This window comes from Streptomyces sp. AA4 (genome assembly GCF_000158875.1).
Taxonomy (GTDB): Bacteria; Actinomycetota; Actinomycetes; order Mycobacteriales; family Pseudonocardiaceae; genus Amycolatopsis.
In genome coordinates, this window is record NZ_GG657746.1 from 969,573 (window position 1) to 987,089 (window position 17,517).

Genomic DNA, 17,517 nt, shown 5'->3' on the forward strand with positions numbered 1-17,517 from the left:
CCCGGGTCTATCCGACCTTACCGATCACACGTCGTAGTACAGCGAGAACTCGTACGGGTGCGGGCGAAGCCGCAGCGGGTCGATTTCGTTTTCGCGCTTGTACTGGATCCACGTCTCGATCACGTCGGGCGTGAAGACGCCGCCCTCGAGCAGGTAGTCGTGGTCCTGCTCCAGGGTGTCCAGCACGGTGCCGAGGTCGCCCGGGACCAGCTTGACGTTCTTGGCCTCCTCGGGCGGCAGCTCGTAGAGGTCCTTGTCGATCGGCTCCGGCGGCTCGATCTTGTTCTTGATGCCGTCGAGCCCGGCCATCATCATCGCGGAGAACGCCAGGTACGGGTTGCCCGACGAGTCCGGGCAGCGGAACTCGGCGCGCTTGGCCTTCGCGTTGTTGCCGGTGATCGGGATGCGGACGCAGGCGGAGCGGTTGCGCTGCGAGTACACCAGCGAAACCGGGGCCTCGAAGCCCGGCACCAGGCGGTGGTAGGAGTTCACCGTCGGGTTGGTGAACGCCAGCAGGCTCGGGGCGTGCTTGAGCAGGCCGCCGATGTAGTGCCGCGCCGTGTCGGACAGGCCCGCGTAGCCGGACTCGTCGTGGAACAGCGGCTGGCCGTCCTTCCACAGCGACTGGTGGCAGTGCATGCCCGAGCCGTTGTCGCCGGCGAGCGGCTTCGGCATGAACGTCGCGGTCTTGCCCGCGGCGAACACGGTGTTCTTCACGATGTACTTGAACAGCTGCAGGTCGTCGGCAGCGTGCAGCAGCGTGTTGAACTTGTAGTTGATCTCCGTCTGGCCGGCGGTGCCCACCTCGTGGTGCGCGCGCTCGATCTCGAAGCCGGAGTTCGTCAGCTGGCGGACGATGTCGTCGCGCAGGTCGGCGAAGTGATCGACCGGCGGGACGGGGAAGTAGCCGCCCTTGAACCGGGTCTTGTAGCCCTGGTTCCCGCCCTCGGTGTCGGCGCCGGTGTTCCACCAGCCCTCGATCGAGTCGATCTCGTGGAACGACAGGTGCTCGGCGTCCTCGAAGCGGACCGAGTCGAAGATGTAGAACTCCGCCTCCGGGCCGAAGTACACGTTGTCGGCGACGCCGTACTCCGAGATGTACTGCTCGGCCTTGCGCGCGATGTTGCGCGGGTCGCGGCTGTAAGCCTCCCGGGTGAACGGGTCGTGCACGAAGAAGTTCAGCGAGAGCGTCTTCGCCTTGCGGAACGGGTCGATCCGCGCCGTCTCGGGGTCCGGCAGCAGCAGCATGTCGGACTCGTGGATCGACTGGAAGCCGCGCACCGAGGAGCCGTCGAAGGCGAGACCCTCTTCGTACGCCTCCAGGTCGAACGCCTTCGCGGGCACCGTGAAGTGCTGCATGACGCCCGGCAGGTCGCAGAACCTGACGTCGATGGACTCCACCTTCTCATCGGCGATGAGGCGCTGAATGTCGTCTGGAGTAGTGGGCACCCTCGGTGACTCCTTCTCGTTCGTTACCGGCGGCTGTACTCTCTTCGGCTCACGCTAAGAGGGCGGTGTTGCCCGACCGTCACCCGAATGTTTCGCGGGTGTTAACGGGCCGCCGTCACTGCCCAGTCGACCAGGCCGGATGTGGTCCGCGCCACCGGCATACCCTGGACGGGTGGCGAGATGGACGGGTGAATGGCTCCCGGGCACGGGCGACGGCTCCACCGCGGCGGGTCCGCGCGAGGCCCCTAAGTGGCGCGGCGAGTCGATGGGCCTGCCCGAATCCGGGGTGGGCGCGGTGGCGGGCGGCGGTCCGCGTTTCCTCGCGCTCGTCCTCGACCTCGTGCTCGCTTCCCTGATCACGGCCCTGTTCGTGCGCTACGACCTGCAGAACGCCGCCGCGATGCAGACGTTCAACCTCTGGGCGGGTGCGGTCTGGGCGGTCATCACGGTCATTCCGGTCACGTTCTTCGGCTTCACCCCCGGCATGGCGGCGCTCGGCATCCGGGTGGCCCGTCTGGACGGGGCGGCCATGGTCGGCCCCTGGCGCGCGCTCGTGCGGATGGTGCTGACCGCGCTGCTGCTCCCGCCGCTGGTCCGCAACGCCGACGGCCGCAACTGGCTCGACCGCGCCACCAACACCGTCGTCATCCGGATGCGCTGACCCCGGACGCGAAAAACCCCCGGCCGCGGCAGGCCGGGGGTTCTCTGGAAACAAGCGTCAGCGACGGCGGATAGTGCGCTGCACGTTCCGCATCTTCGCGCCCGCGGGCATCGGGCCCTTCGGCATCGCCGCGCCGCGCGAACCGAGCGCGGCCAGCTTCGCCTCGAGGGCGTCGATCTGGGCCGGCTTGAGGTTGCGCGGCAGCTTCGTCAGATGCGACTGCAGCTTCTTGAGCGGGACCTGCTTGTCCTCGTGGCCGATCGTCACGTCGTAGATCGGGGTGTCGCCGACCAGCCGCGACACGCGCTTCTTCTCCTGCGCGAGCAGGCCCTTCACGCGGTGCGGCGCGCCTTCGGCCACGAGGATCACGCCGGGGTGGCCGAGCACGCGGTGGACGGCGTCGAGCTGGGTCGTCGCGGCGACGGTCGGGGTGACCTTCCACTTGCCGCGCATGTTCTCCAGCGCCCAGGCCCCCGCGCCGGGCTGGCCGTCGGCCTTCCCGTAGACGGTGCGCTGCACGCGCCTGCCGAAGATGATCACGGCGAGCAGGATGCCGAGCACGACGCCCAGCGGCAGCAGCGTCCACTGGATGCCGAAAATGAGGCCGATGCAGAACAGCACACCGGCGACCACCACGATCGAACCGACCATCCAGGGGATGAGCATCGGGTCTTCGCGGCGCTGCATCTTGAACGCCTCGAACAGCTGCCCGCGCCGGGCCTTGCTCGCCGCGCGCTTTTCCCGCTTGGCCTGCTTGGCCGCTTCCTTGTCCTGCTTGCCCGCCATATGACCAGGATACGGCCGCGTGCCCGGCCGGGAATCCGTCGGCCCCCTCTGCGAGGATCGCGGGGTGGCCATCGCATCGTCTCCCCAGAGCCGGCAGAGCCGCGCGAGCCTGCTCGACGGGCTTGATCCCGAACAGCGCGCCGCCGCGGCGGCCCCGCGCGGCCCGGTGTGCGTCCTCGCCGGCGCGGGCACCGGAAAGACCCGGACGATCACGCACCGCATCGCCCACCTGGTCCGTTCGGGCCACGTCGCGGCCGGGCAGGTGCTGGCCGTCACCTTCACCACGCGCGCGGCGGGGGAGATGCGCACCCGGCTGCGCGGCCTCGGGGTCGACGCGGCGCAGGCGCTGACCTTCCACGCCGCCGCCCGCCGTCAGCTCCGCTACTTCTGGCCGCGGGTCGTCGGCGACCGGCCGTGGGACCTGATCGACAACAAGTTCCGGCTCGTCGCCCAGGCCGCCCAGCGCGTCCGGCTGAGCACCGAGACCGAGGTGCTGCGCGACCTGGCGAGCGAGATCGAGTGGAGCAAGGCGTCGCTGGTCTCGCCGGACGACTACCCGTCGGTCGCCGCGCGGATGCAGCGCGACACTCCCGCGCCGGTCGCGCAGGTCGCCGAGGTCTACCGCTGGTACGAGGAGCTGAAGACGAACGCGCAGGTCCTCGACTTCGACGACCTGCTCCTGCAGACCACCGCGGTGCTGGAGAAGCACGACGCGGTCGCCGCCGAGTTCCGCGACCGGTACCGCTGCTTCGTGGTCGACGAGTACCAGGACGTCACGCCATTGCAGCAGCGCCTGCTCGACGCGTGGCTCGGCGGCCGCGACGACCTCACCGTCGTCGGCGACGCCAACCAGACCATCTACTCGTTCGGCGGCGCCTCGCCGAAGTCGCTGCTGGAGTTCACGCGGCGGTTCCCGGAGGCGACCGTCGTGCGCCTCGAACGCGATTACCGGTCCACCCCGCAGGTCGTCGCGCTCGCGAACCGCGTGATCGGGGCCGCGCGCGGCCGTCCCGCCGGGTCGCGGCTGAAGCTCATCGGGCAGCGGCCGGACGGCCCGGAGCCGCGGTTCGCGGAATACGAGGACGAGGCCGCCGAGGCCAGCGCGGTCGCGCGGCGGGTCCGCGAACTGCTCGACGCGGACGTGCCGGCGAGCGAGATCGCGGTGCTGTTCCGAGTGAACGCGCAGTCGGAGGCGTACGAGCAGGCGCTCACCGAAGCCGGGATCCCGTACCTGGTCCGCGGCGGCGAGCGGTTCTTCCAGCGCACCGAGGTGCGGCAGGCGATGGCGGCGCTGCGCACGGCGTCGATGGAGCCCACTTCGCTGGAGCTGGTCACCGCGGTGCGCTCGGTGCTCGCGCGGGTCGGGCTCACCGAGCAGCCGCCGTCGGGCGGAGCGGCGAAGGAGCGGTGGGACGCGCTGCTCGCGCTGGTGGAACTGGCCGAGGAGCTGGCGGCGACGGTCGAGGACGCGGACCTGCCGCGGTTCGTCGCGGAACTCGAACAGCGCGCGGCAGCGCAGCATCCGCCGACCGTCGAGGGAGTGACGCTCGCGTCGCTGCACGCGGCGAAGGGCCTCGAGTGGGACGCGGTGTTCCTCGTCGGGCTGTCCGAGGGCACGATGCCGATCCTGCACGCGGACGGCGACGACGCCGCGATCGAAGAGGAACGGCGGTTGTTCTACGTCGGCGTCACGCGGGCCCGGGAGCACCTGTCGCTGTCGTGGTCGCTCTCGCGCGGGCCGGGCCGGGGACGCAACCGGCGCCGTTCGCGCTTCCTGTACGGGCTGATCCCGGAGGACCACCCGGCGGCGCGCGTCGCCCGTTCGCAGCAGACGGCGAAGCCCGGGTCGAAGGTCGCCCGCTGCCGGCTGTGCGGGGGTCCGCTGGTGCAGACCATGGAGGTCAAGCTCGGCCGCTGCGGGAAGTGCCCGTCCACAGTGGATGAGGAACTGCTGGAGAAGCTGAAGACGTGGCGCGGGGAGCGTTCGCGGGAGTTGAAGGTGCCCGCGTTCGTCGTGTTCACCGACGCGACGCTGATGGCGATCGCCGAACAACGGCCGACCGACGACGGCGCGCTGGTGTCGATCTCCGGCATCGGCGCGACGAAGCTGGAACGGTTCGGCGCCGAGGTGCTCGACGTGGTCCGGTCGTCCATGCGATCTTGACCGCGTCTTCGCGGTGATCGATGCGGCGAACCTGCAGCTCGGAGGCAATCTTCAGCTTTTCGGCAGAGATTTGGGAAAATAAGTTGCCCCGGTTGCGCCGGGGCGCATAACCTGCGTAGGCACCCGGGCGAGAGCCCGGTCTGGGGAAGAACACGACGGTTGCCGCCTCGAGCGGCGCAGTCCGACAGAGAAAGGCGGTGCCGGTGAAATGATCAGCAATCTGAAACTCGCTAACCCTGGCACCGGTCTGTCCCTCTGCATGACCGCTGACGCCCCGCGCCAGGGCACCGGTGTGTCCACGTTCGCGCACATCGACGGAATGCGTCGTCACCTCGACGGATTGCGTCGCATCGAGCGCAACGGGGCCCCGGCCGGCATCACTCACGCGAGCGCCGCCGTTGTTGCCGCGTACCCGCAGGTTGATGTCGATCTGCCGACCATCAAGCAGTTCCGTGTTCCGTTGTCACTACGGGAGCGAAGTTCCTGACCTGCGTCAGGACATGAGGCTCACGAAGGCCGCGGAACCGGTAACCGGATCCGCGGCCTTCGTGTTTTTTGGCTGCACAACACAAAGGAACAAGTTGTCCAGTTCGATCGCCCACCGTCACACCACCACCGCACCGCAAAGGAGCACGGAAATGTCATCCGCCATCGCCCTAGCCGAGGGCCCCTTAGCCGAAGGGTTCGACATCGGCGACCTGCTCGACGGGGTCGCGGAACCCGAACTGCCCTGCCGCTCGCGCGACGCGGACCTCTGGTTCGCCGAATCGCCCGCGGAACTCGAGCGGGCCAAGGCGTTCTGCGCCAGCTGCCCGGTCCGCGAGGCCTGCCTCGCGGGCGCACTCGCCCGGCGTGAGCCGTGGGGTGTCTGGGGAGGCGAAATCTTCGAGCGCGGCGCGGTGATCGCCCGCAAGCGGCCCCGTGGCCGTCCGCGCAAGAACGCCGCCCTCGAACCCGCCGCAGCAGCCCGGAGCGCAGCCGCATGACCGTCAACGTCATCACCACGCGCGATTTCGAGGCCCGCACGGCGAAACCGGTGCGCGTCCAGCCGAAACCCAAGCAGAACAAGTCTCAGGAGACCACGAAGATGTTGCTTCACGAAGAACTGTCCCGAGCGCGAATACGCGACCTGATAGCCGAACACGAAGCCCAACGCCCGTGGCGCCAAGCGCGAGCAGCGCGCCGCTGGTCGCGGGTAGCCCGCTGGGCAGCCAGCCGAGCGGAGCGGCACCAACCACCGAACTAATCACGGCACGGCCAGGTCAGGCAGGCCCGGGTTTCCTCCCGGTTGCTTGCCTGACCGGCTCGCTGTGTCCGGGAGCCCGGCACCAGCCCCGCCCGGGATCGCCTCCGATCCCGTAGCGGTGTCGGCTGCCCGGACGTTGCTTTTCGCCGATTCCTCGTCCTGACTCGATTCCGCGCAGCCTCATTGCCGCGGCGCGGCGATCATGCGCGGATCGGGTTTTGTTCGCCTGTCACCCAGTTGCGAGCTGGGTGACAGGCGTCGGTCTCGTTGCGTCGCTCAACTGCGAACGCGTGGCCCACGGGGAGGGCCAGCGTCCGACCGTTCCTGCGCGATCTTCGCCGGGAACGAGCCTGGAAGGTCCGTCGGGGGGACAGTCCAGGCTTGTTCCCGGCCGGGAACCGCGAACCGGTGTTCAATGAGCCCGTGTCCGGACATACGCACGACCACATCGACTGGGCTGACCGGCTGGCCCTCCTCCGCGCAGCCGACGCCCTCGACGCTCCCGCCCACGCCGCCATCGCCGCCCGCCTGGCCGCGAAACTCCCCGCCAACCCGACGGTGCTCGACCTGGGCTGCGGAGCCGGTGGCATGAGCACCCACTTCGCCCGAGCCCTGGCCGCCCGGAACGGCGGCACCATCGTCCTGGTCGACGCGACGCCCGAACTACTCCACGAGGCCGAACGCGCCGTACGCGCCGCCGCGCAGGACAGCCAGGCACGCTCAACGCACCCGGGCAACGACGGTGCGCCCGACGGAAGCGCTGCCCCATCGGACGGCCATCTCGCCGCAGCCGACGGCACCGCACTGGCAGCCAAGGGCCTCGTATCGGCAGTCGGTGGCGCCGCATCGACTGCCGAATGCCCCGCACCAGCAGCCGGTGGCACCGCATCGACCACCGGGGGTGCCGCACCGGCAGCCGACGGCCCCGCACCGGCAGCCAAAGGCCCCGCGCCAGCAGCCGGTGGAACCGCGTCGGCCGCCGAAGGTACTGCAGCGGCAGCCGACGGCCCCGCACCGGCAGCCGGTGGAACCGCGTCGGCCGCCGAGGGCGCCGCATCGGCAGTTGAGGTTCGCGCAGTCGTTGCCGATCTCGCTGACAGCGCCCTGCCCGATTTGCTGCCCACCGCGGATCTCGTATGGGCGTCGCGCGTCGTGCATCACCTTCCGGACCAGCAGGCCGCGATCGGCACGGTTACCGCGATCGCGCGAAGTGGTGGCGTGGTCGCGCTCGCTGAGGGTGGATTGCCTTTCTCTTGCCTCCCTTGGGATCTAGGACTCGGACGGCCTGGTCTCGAAGCTCGCTTGCAGGCCGCGCAGGCGGAATGGTTCGTCGGAATGCGCGAGGGCATCGACGGTGCCGTGCCGATGCCGTACGGCTGGCCAGTCGCGCTCGAACGCGCCGGACTCGCTGACGTCGGCTCGTTCAGCGCACTGGTGGATCACCCCGCACCGGGACCCGACGGTCTCACTGACTACGTACACCACCACCTTTCCCGTCTCGCGACCCACGGTGCCGACCACCTCTCGGATGACGACCGCGCGACATTGGCTTCCCTTCTCGATCCGGACAGCTCCCACTACCTCGGCAACCGCCGAGACCTCTTCCTGCTCGGCGTACGCACCGTCCACCACGGACGCCGGCCATGACCGCGCCCGACCCCACCTGCTCGTGGTGCGGCCGAGCCCGCGCCGCCGAAACCGACCCGCTCGCGACCCTGGCCTGGGTGAGCACCAAGGAAAACGGCGAGCAGCGCTGGCTCTGCCCGGACTGCGCGCGCAACCACGTCCGGGACATCGAAGGCAAGCTGCCCGACGAGTACTGGTGATCAGACCACCCGAACCTCGCTTTCGAGGACGTCGGAACGCCACGAGACATGGTCAAGAAACTTCGGGGAGGTCTGTCGATCGCCGCTGCGGTAGTTCGACGCGTAGTCGAAGACACCACACGATCACTGGCTACCTGCTCATTAAGGACCTCCCATGACTGAACTGAACCCCGAACGCACCCGGCGCGCGATCGTCGACCACACCCGGCGCCTGGCGGAAGCAGCCGTCGCCGCCGGACCCGAGGCCGCGGTGCCGACCGCCCCGAAGTGGGCTGTCGCTGACCTGGTCGCGCACGTGGGCCAGACCCAGCACTGGGTCGCGGAGATCATCGAGCGGCGCATCACCGACCCGGCCCAGCTGCCCACCGAGATGGCCACGCCGCCCGCCGACTCCCGCGAATGGCAGGACTGGCTGTCGGAGTCCGCACTGCGGGTCGCCAGCGCGTGCTCGGACGACGCGCTCGACGCGCCGGTCTTCAACGCCTCGGGTGACGCACGGTCGGGGACACAGTTTTGGATGTCCAGCATGCTCAACGAAGCGGTTGTCCACGGTTTCGACGCCGCCAAAGCCGCGGACCGACCAGTCGACGTCGACGCCGACGTCGCAGCCGCGCTCATCACCAACCACCTCACCATGCTCACCTCGCCCACCTGGGAAATGCAGCGTCCTGTATCCGCGCACGCCATCCGGGGCACCGGGCAGACCCTGCAGTGGCTGGCCACCGATATCGCCGACGGCGCGTGGTTCGTCGAACGGCGTCCGGAGGGTGCGTCGTGGCAAGCCGGAAACCGCGCGGCCGACGTGACGATGACCGGACCGGCTCAATCGCTGTTGTTCCTCTTGACCCGACGGCTCCCGCTAACCGACCGCGACAGCACCGGCATCAGCGTCGAAGGCGACACCACCCTCGCCCAGCACTGGCTGGACAACACCGCCCACGCCAGCGACTGACCCCTCCCACCGCAACGTCCGCGAGTTTCCGCGAACAGCCGAGCGAGATGACGCGATGGCTTGCGGGAGACGGAAGTTGCAGTGGGTTACGTCGACTCAACCCACCGCGGTCCGCCAACCGAGTCCTGCTCGCAAACCACGGTCAGTGCCCATTTGCGACCACGCATAACGACGTCCGCACGCGTTGAAGACACGTTGAGCGCTGGTGGCGGCCGGATCCCGTTGCGCGGTCCTCGACGTGGTCGCAGCCGAGGGCAGCCGTTGAATTTCAGGCGGGAGCGCCTTGGCGGAGTCGTCGCGGGGGAGCAGGTGAGCGCTGTCGGGGCTCTGCGCCGAGGAGCATCTCTATCAAGTTCGGCTCATGCGGCGTTCCCTGTCTTGTAGACGGCGAGCACTTTCGGCCGGGGCGTGCGCGCCGCGTGGCGGTAGGCGTTCAGGAGTTCTGCGCTCATCTCCTCCGGAGATTCCCGGAGTTGAAGTGGCGTGCACCGAAACAGCACGGTGCCGGTCGCGGCGAGGGCGAGGTGGCTGAAGTCCTCCGGGCCAGCCGCGGTGCGATAGCGCCATGCCAGGCCGATTTCGTCCCACCACGCGTCTGCGGTGCCGAGCCGGCGGCCGCGGCGGTCGCAGACTGCAACGTTCCATTGCGGGGTAGGCAGTGGAGTGCGCTGGAGGACCCGGAGTGCTTGCCCGTGCGCGAAGGTTTCTTGGTCGTCCAGGTTGCGCAGGACGGTGCGGACGGCTGCCGTGCCGCGCTGGTTTCCGGTGTTCAGTACGGTCGTCAGCTCGGCGCGATCGGCCAGGCCCCAATACAGCGGCAGCGAGACCAGCCTCGCGATCTCGTCCGGATCGTGTTCCCGCCGGGCAAGATCCAGGGCGGCTCGGGCGGCGCTGGCGTAGGGCAGGCCGTCGATGAGGATCGCTTTGGGCATCCGGGCGGTGCGGTAGGTGATGATGCTCGGTTCGTTGGACGGCCTTCGGTTGTGGGGCACCAAAAGGTGGATTTCCGGAGTCCGCGGATGGCTGATTCCGTGTGCGCACAACGCATCCGTGCCCGTGATGATGGTTCCGGGACCGAACCGCGCCACCGCGGCGTGCAGGAGTTCTTCGCGGCTCGGAGGTTTGTCGTGCACGAGATACACGCCGGAATACACCTGTCGCCACGGCCCGCCCGGGCCGGAGAGCTGTGCGGCTCTTCGGTCGGAAATTCCTGCGACGCGCAGGTGCCGTCGGTGGAGCACGCCGTGGGAAACGAGATCACCGAAAGCGAGGGAATCAGTGCTTGTAGTAGTCGTCATGCATCGAGAATGCCGCCTTGATCAACTGCGCGAAACCACTCCGCGCAATCTGTGGACAACTCGGCGTTGCCGCCCCGCCTTGTGGATAACTCAGGCGGCGAACCCGGGCTGCCAGCGTTCCACGATGCCGCGAGCCGGGATCTCGGCGTCGAGCTGGCACAGGATGCCCGTCGAGCCCGCCGTGACCCGGTGGATCATCAGGTACTCCGGCGGCAGGTTCAGCGAGCGGCCGACGTGGAAGTCGTTGCTGCGCGAGTCGCCGACGCGTCCCGCCTGCCGTTGCATCCAGCGGCGCGTGAAGTGGAACGTCGGCTCGGCCAGCGGTTCGGTGAACGGCGCGAGATAGGCGAGCACCTCGTCCGCTTCCAGCGACGAATCTGCCCGCACGAAACGGTTTTCGCGCAACAGCCGCATCAGCTCGTCGGAGTGGCCGTCGAGGGCGAGCCGCGTGATTTCGCCCAGGTGCCGCGGAATTCCGTGCGGAAGCTTCGCGACGCCGCCGAAATCGATCACGCACAGCCTGCCGTCGCTGGTGAGCATGAAGTTGCCGGGGTGCGGGTCGGAGTGCAGCAGGTGCGCCCGCGCCGGCGACGAGTAATGGAACTCCGCGAGCAGCCGCCCGGACAGGTTGCGGGTAGCCGGGTCGCCGTCCGAGATGATCTTGGCCAGCGGGGTTCCGGTGGCCCATTCGCTGACCACGACCTTGGGCGCGCTCGCCACGACGCGCGGGATCAGGAACTCGGGGTCGCCCTCGAACGCCTTCGCGAACGCGCGCTGGTTGTCCGCTTCGGCGAGGTAGTCGAGTTCCTCGTCCATCCGCTCGGCCAACTCCGTGAGCAGCGGCTTCACGTCGGTGCCGGGGATGAATGCCTGGAACAGCCTGCTGAAGCGCTGCAACTGGCGCAGGTCGCTGCGCAGTGCCTCGTCCGCGCCCGGGTACTGGACCTTGACCGCGACCTCGCGACCGTCGTGCCAGGTCGCGCGGTGCACCTGGCCGATGCTCGCCGCGGCGGCGGGCTCGTCGTCGAAGTGCGCGAACCGGCCGACCCACGACCTGCCCAGCTGCTCGGCGAGCACGCGATGGGTCTGGCGGGCAGGCATCGGCGGCGCGGCCGACTGCAGCTTCGTGAGCGCCTCCCGGTACGGCTGCGCCATGTCGTCCGGCACCGCGGCCTCGAACACGCTCAGCGCCTGGCCGAACTTCATCGCGCCGCCCTTGAGCGTGCCCAGCACCTCGAACAGCTGCTCAGCGGCCTTGGCCGAGAGCGTCGCGCTCACCTGCTCAGCGCTCTGCCCGGCCAGCCGCTTGCCCCAGCCGCCCACGGCTCGTCCGGCGATGCCGAGCGGAAGGCTCGCCAGCTTCGCCGTACGGGCAGCGCCGCGGCGCGGCATGGCGGAATCGCGGTCTCCGGTGCGGTCGCGAAAGTCGGTCACTCTGCGATTCTGCCTTGGCGAGCACGACGCCCGCAGCCCGCTGACGGCACCCAGGTGTGTCCTACGTCTCTTGCAGTACCTCCTTGGGTGCCTCGTCCGGAGCTTCTTCGACGGGCACTGGCGCTCCGCAGCCGCAGTCCGGGTGCGGCTCCCAGCGCCGGCGGTGCACCTTTCCGTCGAAGTTGTCGATCTCGAGCGCGGCGTTCCAGGTCGGCGGCGGGGTTTCGCTCGGCGAGAGCAGCCGCATCGCCTGCGCGACGGCGAGCGAGGCGCACGCGTGCACCGCCCCGAGATCGGCCCGCGGAATCCGGCCTACCAGCTGAGTCGCGATCCTCGGCCAGGACAGATCCGCGTCGGTCCGGTGGAGGTCACAGCACCGGAGGCAGGCGCTGCGGCCAGGCACCACGAGCGGCCCGACGATGCCCGTGCCCTCGCACACCCGGACCGGCAGGTGCGAGGTGGCCGAATCGACGAGTTCAGCCACCTCTTCCGGCGGCGGGACGAGCGTGTCGGTGAGCAGCACGAGGTCCGGGAGGCGGCGCTGGTTGCGGGCGGTGATGACGTCCGGTGCGACTCGGGCGACGACGGACCGGATCGCCCGCTGCCGGGGTTGCCCCAGCTCAGCGGGGGTGAAGCCGGAACCGAGGTCGGCTTCGGTGACCCGGCCGGACGCTCGGACGTCGAGGTGCCCGACTCCGGACGTCGCGAGCAGCGCGGCGACTGCCACGGCGATCCGTCCGCTGCCGTGGACCGCGATCAGGCTCTGCCCGCGACGGTCTGTGAGCGCCGGCTGGTAGTGCCGAGCCCGCAGTGACCACAGGCCGGTCTCGACCCGTTTCGCGTTCTTCTTCGCCGCTTCGGTGACCAGGCCGAGCGCGGAGAGTTGTTTCAGCAGCAGATGGAACTGGTCCCGGTGTTCGCCTACAGCGAGCAGGACGTCCTCGAGCGCGCGCCGTCCGTCGAGCCTGCGCACGCTGTCGACGATCGCCGGGGGCAAGCCGTTGGCGATGATGCCGTGACGGGGGTCGAGGCCGAACTGGATCTCGTCGCCGTCGCGTTCGAGCACGTGGATGCCCGGAAGCAACGTCGGATACGCCGGGAGGAGCACGTCCGGCGGCGGAACACTGGACAGGGTCATGCGGTCAGCTTGGCAGCTCCGCAATGCCACTCGCGGGTGAGAAGCCGAGTTGTCCACAGGGAAATCTTGTTGTGGACAAGTCAGGGCTGTGACCTTTCGGCGCTCCAAGTTGTCGGTGCTGAGCCTTACCGTTGTCGAGTGGTCGAAGCACGGATGCCCTCCCTGAGAGGCAGGGGCGAGAAAGCCCCGTCGGACACTTCTCAACACAAGGTCGAGGTGCGGCGCAGCCAGCGCAGGCACCGGACGGTCACCGCGTACTGGAACGACGACACCTTGGTCGTCCAGATCCCGGCACGGATGACGCGCGAGGAAGAGAAACACTGGGTCGCGGAGATGGAGCGCAGGCTGCTGCGCCCGGGAGGACGGAAGACGGCGCCGCCGAGGGCGTCGGACGCGGCGTTGCTGGCGCGCTGCGCCCTGCTCGGGGCGAAATACCTGGAGGGCAAGGCGCTGCCGTCCAGCGTGCGGTGGGTGCCGCCGATGCGGACCAGGTGGGCGTCCTGCACGCCGGTGGACGCGACCATCCGGGTCAGCGAGCGGCTTCAGCGGGTGCCGCAATGGGTGCTGGACTACGTGCTGGTCCACGAACTGGCGCACCTGAGGGAGCCGGGGCACGACGCGGCGTTCTGGGCGTTGGTGAACCGGTATCCGAAGACGGAACGCGCGATGGGGTATCTGGAGGGGCTTTCGGCGGCTGCGGGGTGGGGGATTTCGGAGGAGGACTGAGTCGGTGGCTGGGCCTGGGTGGGTCGGCGGATGGCTGTGCTGCGGCTGTGGAGGGGGCGGAGGAGGGCTGGCGAGCGGCGGATCTCGGAGGAGCGCGGGGTGACTGGGTGTGCTGCGGTGCGAATCCCGCGCGCAAGCTGCTGCTCAGCTCAACCTGGCGTGATGGCTCGCGGTCGGTTGGCGATGGTGGGTGACTGGGGTGTCTGACCGGGTTGGCTGGCGGGGCGAAGCCAGCGGCTCGAACGGCGGTGGAGCGGTCGCGCGGGAAGGCTCGGCGCGGCGGATTTCCCGGCTGTGCTTAAGGCTGGTGCGCCCGGCGGCGGTAGCAGCGATGAGAGAGGTGGGGATTTCTAGCGGAGCGGAGTGGTCTCGTGAGGCTGGGGTGCTCAGCGGTACCGAGATGAGAGGTGGGGACTACCTGCGGAGCCGTGTCCGTGGGCGGGAGTGCGAGCTGAAAACGCCGCGCGGACCGTCTCAACCAGGTGAGGCGGTCCGCGCGGCGGGTGTCAAGCGGTAGCGCAGCCAGGGCCTAAGGCGACCCAGCCGACCAGCGGCGTCAGGAAGGCGAGTCGCCCCCGTCGTCCTTCTTCCCCTCGTCCTTCGGGGTCTCGCCGCTCTTGTCGTCGGCGTCCTGGGCCTCGCGGGCCTCCCGCTCGGCCTTCTCCGTGCGTTCCAGTTCCGCCATCGGGTCCAGGTCCGCGTCGAGAGCCGTCGGTTCCGCCAGGCGGTCGGCGAAGTCCAGGGGTTCGTCCAGGTCCTCGGCCGTCGGCATGAGGTCGGGGTGTGACCAGAGGCCGTCGCGCTTTTCGAGGCCGTGGCGGTCTCCGACGAGTTTCCACAGCGACGACGCGGCGCGCATCCGGCGCGGGCGCAGTTCCAAGCCGACCAGGGTCGCGAACGTTTGCTCGGCCGGGCCGCCGGTCGCGCGGCGGCGGCGGAGCGTTTCGCGCAGGGCGTCGGCACCGGGGAGACGGTCGCCGATCGCCTCGGCCACCACTACGTCCACCCAGCCTTCCACCAGCGCCAGCAGGGTTTCCAGGCGCTTCAGGGCCGCCTGCTGCTCGGGCGTGGTCTGCGGTTCCAGCAGGCCGGACGACATCGCTTCCTCGATGCTCGCCGGGTTCGCCGGGTCGATGCTTCCGGCCAGGGACTCCAGCGCGGACGTATCCACCGTGATCCCGCGGGCGAACTCCTCGACCGTCGCCAGCAGGCGCTGCCGCAGCCACGGCACGTGTGCGAACAGCCGCTGGTGCGCGGCCTCGCGCGCGGCCAGGAACACCAGCACCTCGCTGGCCGGCAGCTCCAGGCCCTCGGTGAACTTCTCGATGTTCGCCGGCAGCAGCGCCGACGTCGTGGCCGGGCCGAGCGGCAGGCCGACCTCGGTCGAGGTGAGCACCTCCTGCGCGAGCTGCGCCAGCGCGTTGCCGAGCTGGGAGCCGAACGCCATTCCGCCCATCTGGCCCATCATCGACAGCAACGGGCCCGCCGCCTGCTTGGCTTCCTCGGGCAGCGCCTGCATCCACGCGCCGGACACCTGCTGCGCCACCGGATCGCACAGCCGCTGCCAGGTCGGCAGCGTCTTCTCGACCCAGGTGCGCGCCGACCAGGACACCGTCGAGGTCGCGCCCGCGGGGAGGATCGTCGCCGCGTCGAGCCACAGTTCCGCCAGGTGCGCGGCGTCGCGGACCGCGGTCGCGGAGTCGCCGCCGCTGTCCGACGTGAAGCCGATCTTGGCGTCGTCCCGCCCGCTCAGGTTCTGGAGTGCGATCTGCTTCGCCAGGTCGTAGTTGACCGGCCCGCTCGACGAGCCCGCCTGGCTGAGCATCTGGCCCAGCTGGCTCAGCATCTGCCCGAGCTGGTTGAACGCCTCGGCTCCGCCGGGCTGGCCCGGGTTCGAGGGGTCGTTGTCGCCTCGCTTGTCGGGATCGGGCGGTCCGAAGCCGAACGGGGGATTGCTCATAGCTCCACCGTACGCGGGTACGACCCGGCTCAGCGCGTCAACCGTGGCCTTCACCGGGAAGCGAACACAGTCACCGTACGCTGTCGCTCGTGACAAAACCGGACGAGGACACCGCGAACCAGTCCCGCCGCGCCGAGCCGTCGCGCGCGCCGGCCCGCAGCGACCGGCGGCTCACCCGCCGCGGATGGACGATGCTGGTCAGCGGCGTGCTGTTCCTGGTGTTCGTCGTGGCCGGGTTCCTGGTCCAGGTCCCGTACGTCGCGATCAGCCCCGGGCCCACCTACGACACCCTCGGCCGCGACGCCGCGGGCAACCCGGTGATCCAGGTCAAGGGCCAGCAGACCTACGGCACCAGCGGCGAACTGCGGATGACCACCGTCTCGCTCAACGACGGCATCAACCTCTTCACCGCGCTCGGGCTCTGGGCCAGCGGCCGCTACGCGCTCGCGCCGCGCGAGGAGTACTACAAGCCCGGCGAGACGAACGAGCAGGTCAAGCAGGAGAACATCCAGCAGCTGCAGAACTCGCAGAGCAACGCCCAGGTCGCCGCGCTGCGCCACCTCGGCTACCCGGTGCAGGTCGTCGCGAAGCAGATCGTGTCCGGCAGCCCGGCCGACCACATCCTCGCGCCCGGCGACAAGCTCATCTCGGTCAACGGCAAGCAGGTGCGCGAGGCGGGCGAGGTGGCCGCCTCGATCGCCAACACCAAGCCGGGCGACACCGTCCAGGTCACCTTCCAGCACCTCGGCCAGCCGGAACGCACCGTGCCGGTCACGCTCGCCCAGCGCGACGACCGCACCCAGGGCTTCCTCGGCCTGACCGCGGTCGACCGCGCGGTCGCGCCGTTCTCCGTCGACATCTCGCTGCAGGACGTCGGCGGCCCGTCGGCCGGGCTGATGTTCACCCTCGCGATCATCGACCGGCTCACCCCGCCCGGGAAACCGGGCAGCGACCTCGCGGGCGGCAGGCACATCGCGGGCACCGGCGAGATCAGCGAGACCGGCCAGGTCGGGCCGATCGGCGGGATCTCGTTCAAGGTCGTCGGCGCGAAGGAAGCGGGCGCGACCGACTTCCTCGTCCCGGAGCACAACTGCGCCGAGGCCAAATCGGCCGCGCCGGAAGGGCTCAACCTGATCAAGGTCTCCAACCTGGACGACGCGCTCAAGCAGCTGGACAACCTGAAGGCCGGTCGCCCGACGGCGCACTGCTGACCAGCGCTCAAAGAAAGTCCGTGAAGGGCTCCTTGAGGGAATCAGATTCCCTCAAGGAGCCCTTCACGGACGTAACGGACGTAACGCGGCAGCTGATGCGTCAGGGCTGCAGGGTCGTCTTCAGCGCTTCCACCAGATTCGGCGCGAGATCCGGGCTTTCCACCAGTTCGTCGACCGCGGTCTCGTCCTCGTCGCCCGGCTGGACGCCGCGCAGCCGCATCACGCAGGCCGCGTCGCCCTGGCGCAGGACGGCGGCCACCAGGCGGGCCTCGGTGCGGCGCGGGTGGTCCGCGGCGGCGCGGCGCAGGCTTTCGGCGTCCGCCTCGGCGATTCCTTCGAGTTCCGCCTCCACGTCCGGGGGCAGCACGATGATCTCCTGCGCCAGCGCGCAGCCGACCACGATTTCCGGCCACGCGATCCGGCCGAGCGATTCGGCGAGATCGCCGTCCGGCAGCGCCTCCTGGGCCACCGGCGTCAGCGGGTTCGCCCGGTCCAGCTGACCGGCCAGTTCGGGCTGCTCGTCCAGCAGCGCCGCGGTCGGCACCAGCGCGAACAACTGCGGCGGCTGGTTCCAGCCCGCGGCGGCGACGAACTCTTCGACTTCCCGGGCCAGCCCGGCGACAGGGTGGGCGGCAGACGGCTCACTCGGTGGCATGGCGACCATCG

Annotated in this window: 16 protein-coding genes; 9 read left to right on the forward strand and 7 right to left on the reverse strand. The window is 69.7% G+C overall.

Features of this window, described 5'->3' with window-relative positions:
* Positions 1 to 24: 24 nt before the first annotated feature.
* Complete coding sequence (glnA, locus tag SSMG_RS04640) at positions 25 to 1,449, reverse strand: type I glutamate--ammonia ligase (RefSeq protein WP_009073253.1); 1,425 nt, start codon at positions 1,447 to 1,449, stop codon at positions 25 to 27.
* Positions 1,450 to 1,621: 172 nt separating this feature from the next.
* Here glnA and SSMG_RS04645 point away from each other — a divergent pair, with 172 nt between their 5' ends.
* On the forward strand, positions 1,622 to 2,110 hold the full coding sequence (locus SSMG_RS04645) for an RDD family protein (RefSeq protein WP_078560697.1): 489 nt from the start codon (positions 1,622 to 1,624) through the stop codon (positions 2,108 to 2,110).
* A 57-nt stretch (positions 2,111 to 2,167) separates the two neighbouring features.
* On the opposite strand, the gene SSMG_RS04650 is transcribed toward SSMG_RS04645, so the two are convergent.
* On the reverse strand, positions 2,168 to 2,896 hold the full coding sequence (locus tag SSMG_RS04650) for a DUF4191 domain-containing protein (protein ID WP_009073257.1): 729 nt from the start codon (positions 2,894 to 2,896) through the stop codon (positions 2,168 to 2,170).
* A gap of 64 nt (positions 2,897 to 2,960) precedes the next feature.
* On the opposite strand from SSMG_RS04650, the gene SSMG_RS04655 reads away from it, so the two are divergent.
* The 6 genes from SSMG_RS04655 to SSMG_RS04685 all read left to right on the forward strand — a co-directional run bounded on the left by SSMG_RS04655 (position 2,961) and on the right by SSMG_RS04685 (position 9,084).
* Positions 2,961 to 5,060 (forward strand): ATP-dependent DNA helicase UvrD2, encoded by a 2,100-nt coding sequence (locus SSMG_RS04655; RefSeq protein WP_009073258.1) that lies wholly within the window; start codon positions 2,961 to 2,963, stop codon positions 5,058 to 5,060.
* Between the two features lie 208 nt (positions 5,061 to 5,268).
* The gene (locus SSMG_RS04660; RefSeq protein WP_009073260.1) at positions 5,269 to 5,547 is read left to right on the forward strand and encodes a hypothetical protein; all 279 of its coding nucleotides are present in this window, start codon (positions 5,269 to 5,271) and stop codon (positions 5,545 to 5,547) included.
* A gap of 151 nt (positions 5,548 to 5,698) precedes the next feature.
* Complete coding sequence (locus SSMG_RS04665) at positions 5,699 to 6,046, forward strand: WhiB family transcriptional regulator (protein WP_037712559.1); 348 nt, start codon at positions 5,699 to 5,701, stop codon at positions 6,044 to 6,046.
* 683 nt (positions 6,047 to 6,729) lie between these two features.
* Positions 6,730 to 7,953 carry a class I SAM-dependent methyltransferase gene (locus SSMG_RS45955; protein WP_199785796.1) on the forward strand — a complete coding sequence of 408 codons (1,224 nt, stop codon included), beginning with the start codon at positions 6,730 to 6,732 and terminating at the stop codon, positions 7,951 to 7,953.
* Positions 7,950 to 8,132 carry a hypothetical protein gene (locus tag SSMG_RS04680; RefSeq protein WP_009073268.1) on the forward strand — a complete coding sequence of 61 codons (183 nt, stop codon included), beginning with the start codon at positions 7,950 to 7,952 and terminating at the stop codon, positions 8,130 to 8,132. The genes SSMG_RS45955 and SSMG_RS04680 overlap by 4 nt, the downstream gene beginning before the upstream one ends.
* Positions 8,133 to 8,286: 154 nt before the next feature.
* Positions 8,287 to 9,084, forward strand: coding sequence for a maleylpyruvate isomerase family mycothiol-dependent enzyme (locus SSMG_RS04685; RefSeq protein WP_009073270.1), 798 nt, complete (start codon positions 8,287 to 8,289; stop codon positions 9,082 to 9,084).
* Positions 9,085 to 9,443: 359 nt separating this feature from the next.
* Here the strand turns inward: SSMG_RS04685 and SSMG_RS04690 are convergent, their stop codons facing one another.
* The 3 genes from SSMG_RS04690 to SSMG_RS04700 all read right to left on the reverse strand — a co-directional run bounded on the left by SSMG_RS04690 (position 9,444) and on the right by SSMG_RS04700 (position 12,954).
* Complete coding sequence (locus SSMG_RS04690; RefSeq protein ID WP_009073272.1) at positions 9,444 to 10,382, reverse strand: hypothetical protein; 939 nt, start codon at positions 10,380 to 10,382, stop codon at positions 9,444 to 9,446.
* Positions 10,383 to 10,472: 90 nt separating this feature from the next.
* Positions 10,473 to 11,816 (reverse strand): AarF/ABC1/UbiB kinase family protein, encoded by a 1,344-nt coding sequence (locus SSMG_RS04695; protein WP_009073274.1) that lies wholly within the window; start codon positions 11,814 to 11,816, stop codon positions 10,473 to 10,475.
* A gap of 61 nt (positions 11,817 to 11,877) precedes the next feature.
* Positions 11,878 to 12,954: a ThiF family adenylyltransferase gene (locus SSMG_RS04700; RefSeq protein ID WP_037712567.1), complete on the reverse strand. Its 1,077-nt coding sequence runs from the start codon at positions 12,952 to 12,954 to the stop codon at positions 11,878 to 11,880.
* A gap of 153 nt (positions 12,955 to 13,107) precedes the next feature.
* On the opposite strand from SSMG_RS04700, the gene SSMG_RS04705 reads away from it, so the two are divergent.
* Entirely contained in the window at positions 13,108 to 13,680 is a 573-nt protein-coding gene (locus SSMG_RS04705; protein ID WP_199785797.1) for a M48 family metallopeptidase, read from the forward strand.
* 556 nt (positions 13,681 to 14,236) lie between these two features.
* Here the strand turns inward: SSMG_RS04705 and SSMG_RS04710 are convergent.
* Positions 14,237 to 15,640: a zinc-dependent metalloprotease gene (locus SSMG_RS04710; RefSeq protein WP_037712573.1), complete on the reverse strand. Its 1,404-nt coding sequence runs from the start codon at positions 15,638 to 15,640 to the stop codon at positions 14,237 to 14,239.
* An 89-nt stretch (positions 15,641 to 15,729) separates the two neighbouring features.
* Here SSMG_RS04710 and SSMG_RS04715 point away from each other — a divergent pair, with 89 nt between their 5' ends.
* Complete coding sequence (locus SSMG_RS04715) at positions 15,730 to 16,851, forward strand: PDZ domain-containing protein (protein WP_037712576.1); 1,122 nt, start codon at positions 15,730 to 15,732, stop codon at positions 16,849 to 16,851.
* A gap of 100 nt (positions 16,852 to 16,951) precedes the next feature.
* On the opposite strand, the gene SSMG_RS04720 is transcribed toward SSMG_RS04715, so the two are convergent.
* Positions 16,952 to 17,506 carry a PPA1309 family protein gene (locus SSMG_RS04720; RefSeq protein ID WP_037716582.1) on the reverse strand — a complete coding sequence of 185 codons (555 nt, stop codon included), beginning with the start codon at positions 17,504 to 17,506 and terminating at the stop codon, positions 16,952 to 16,954.
* Between the last annotated feature and the right edge of the window lie 11 nt (positions 17,507 to 17,517).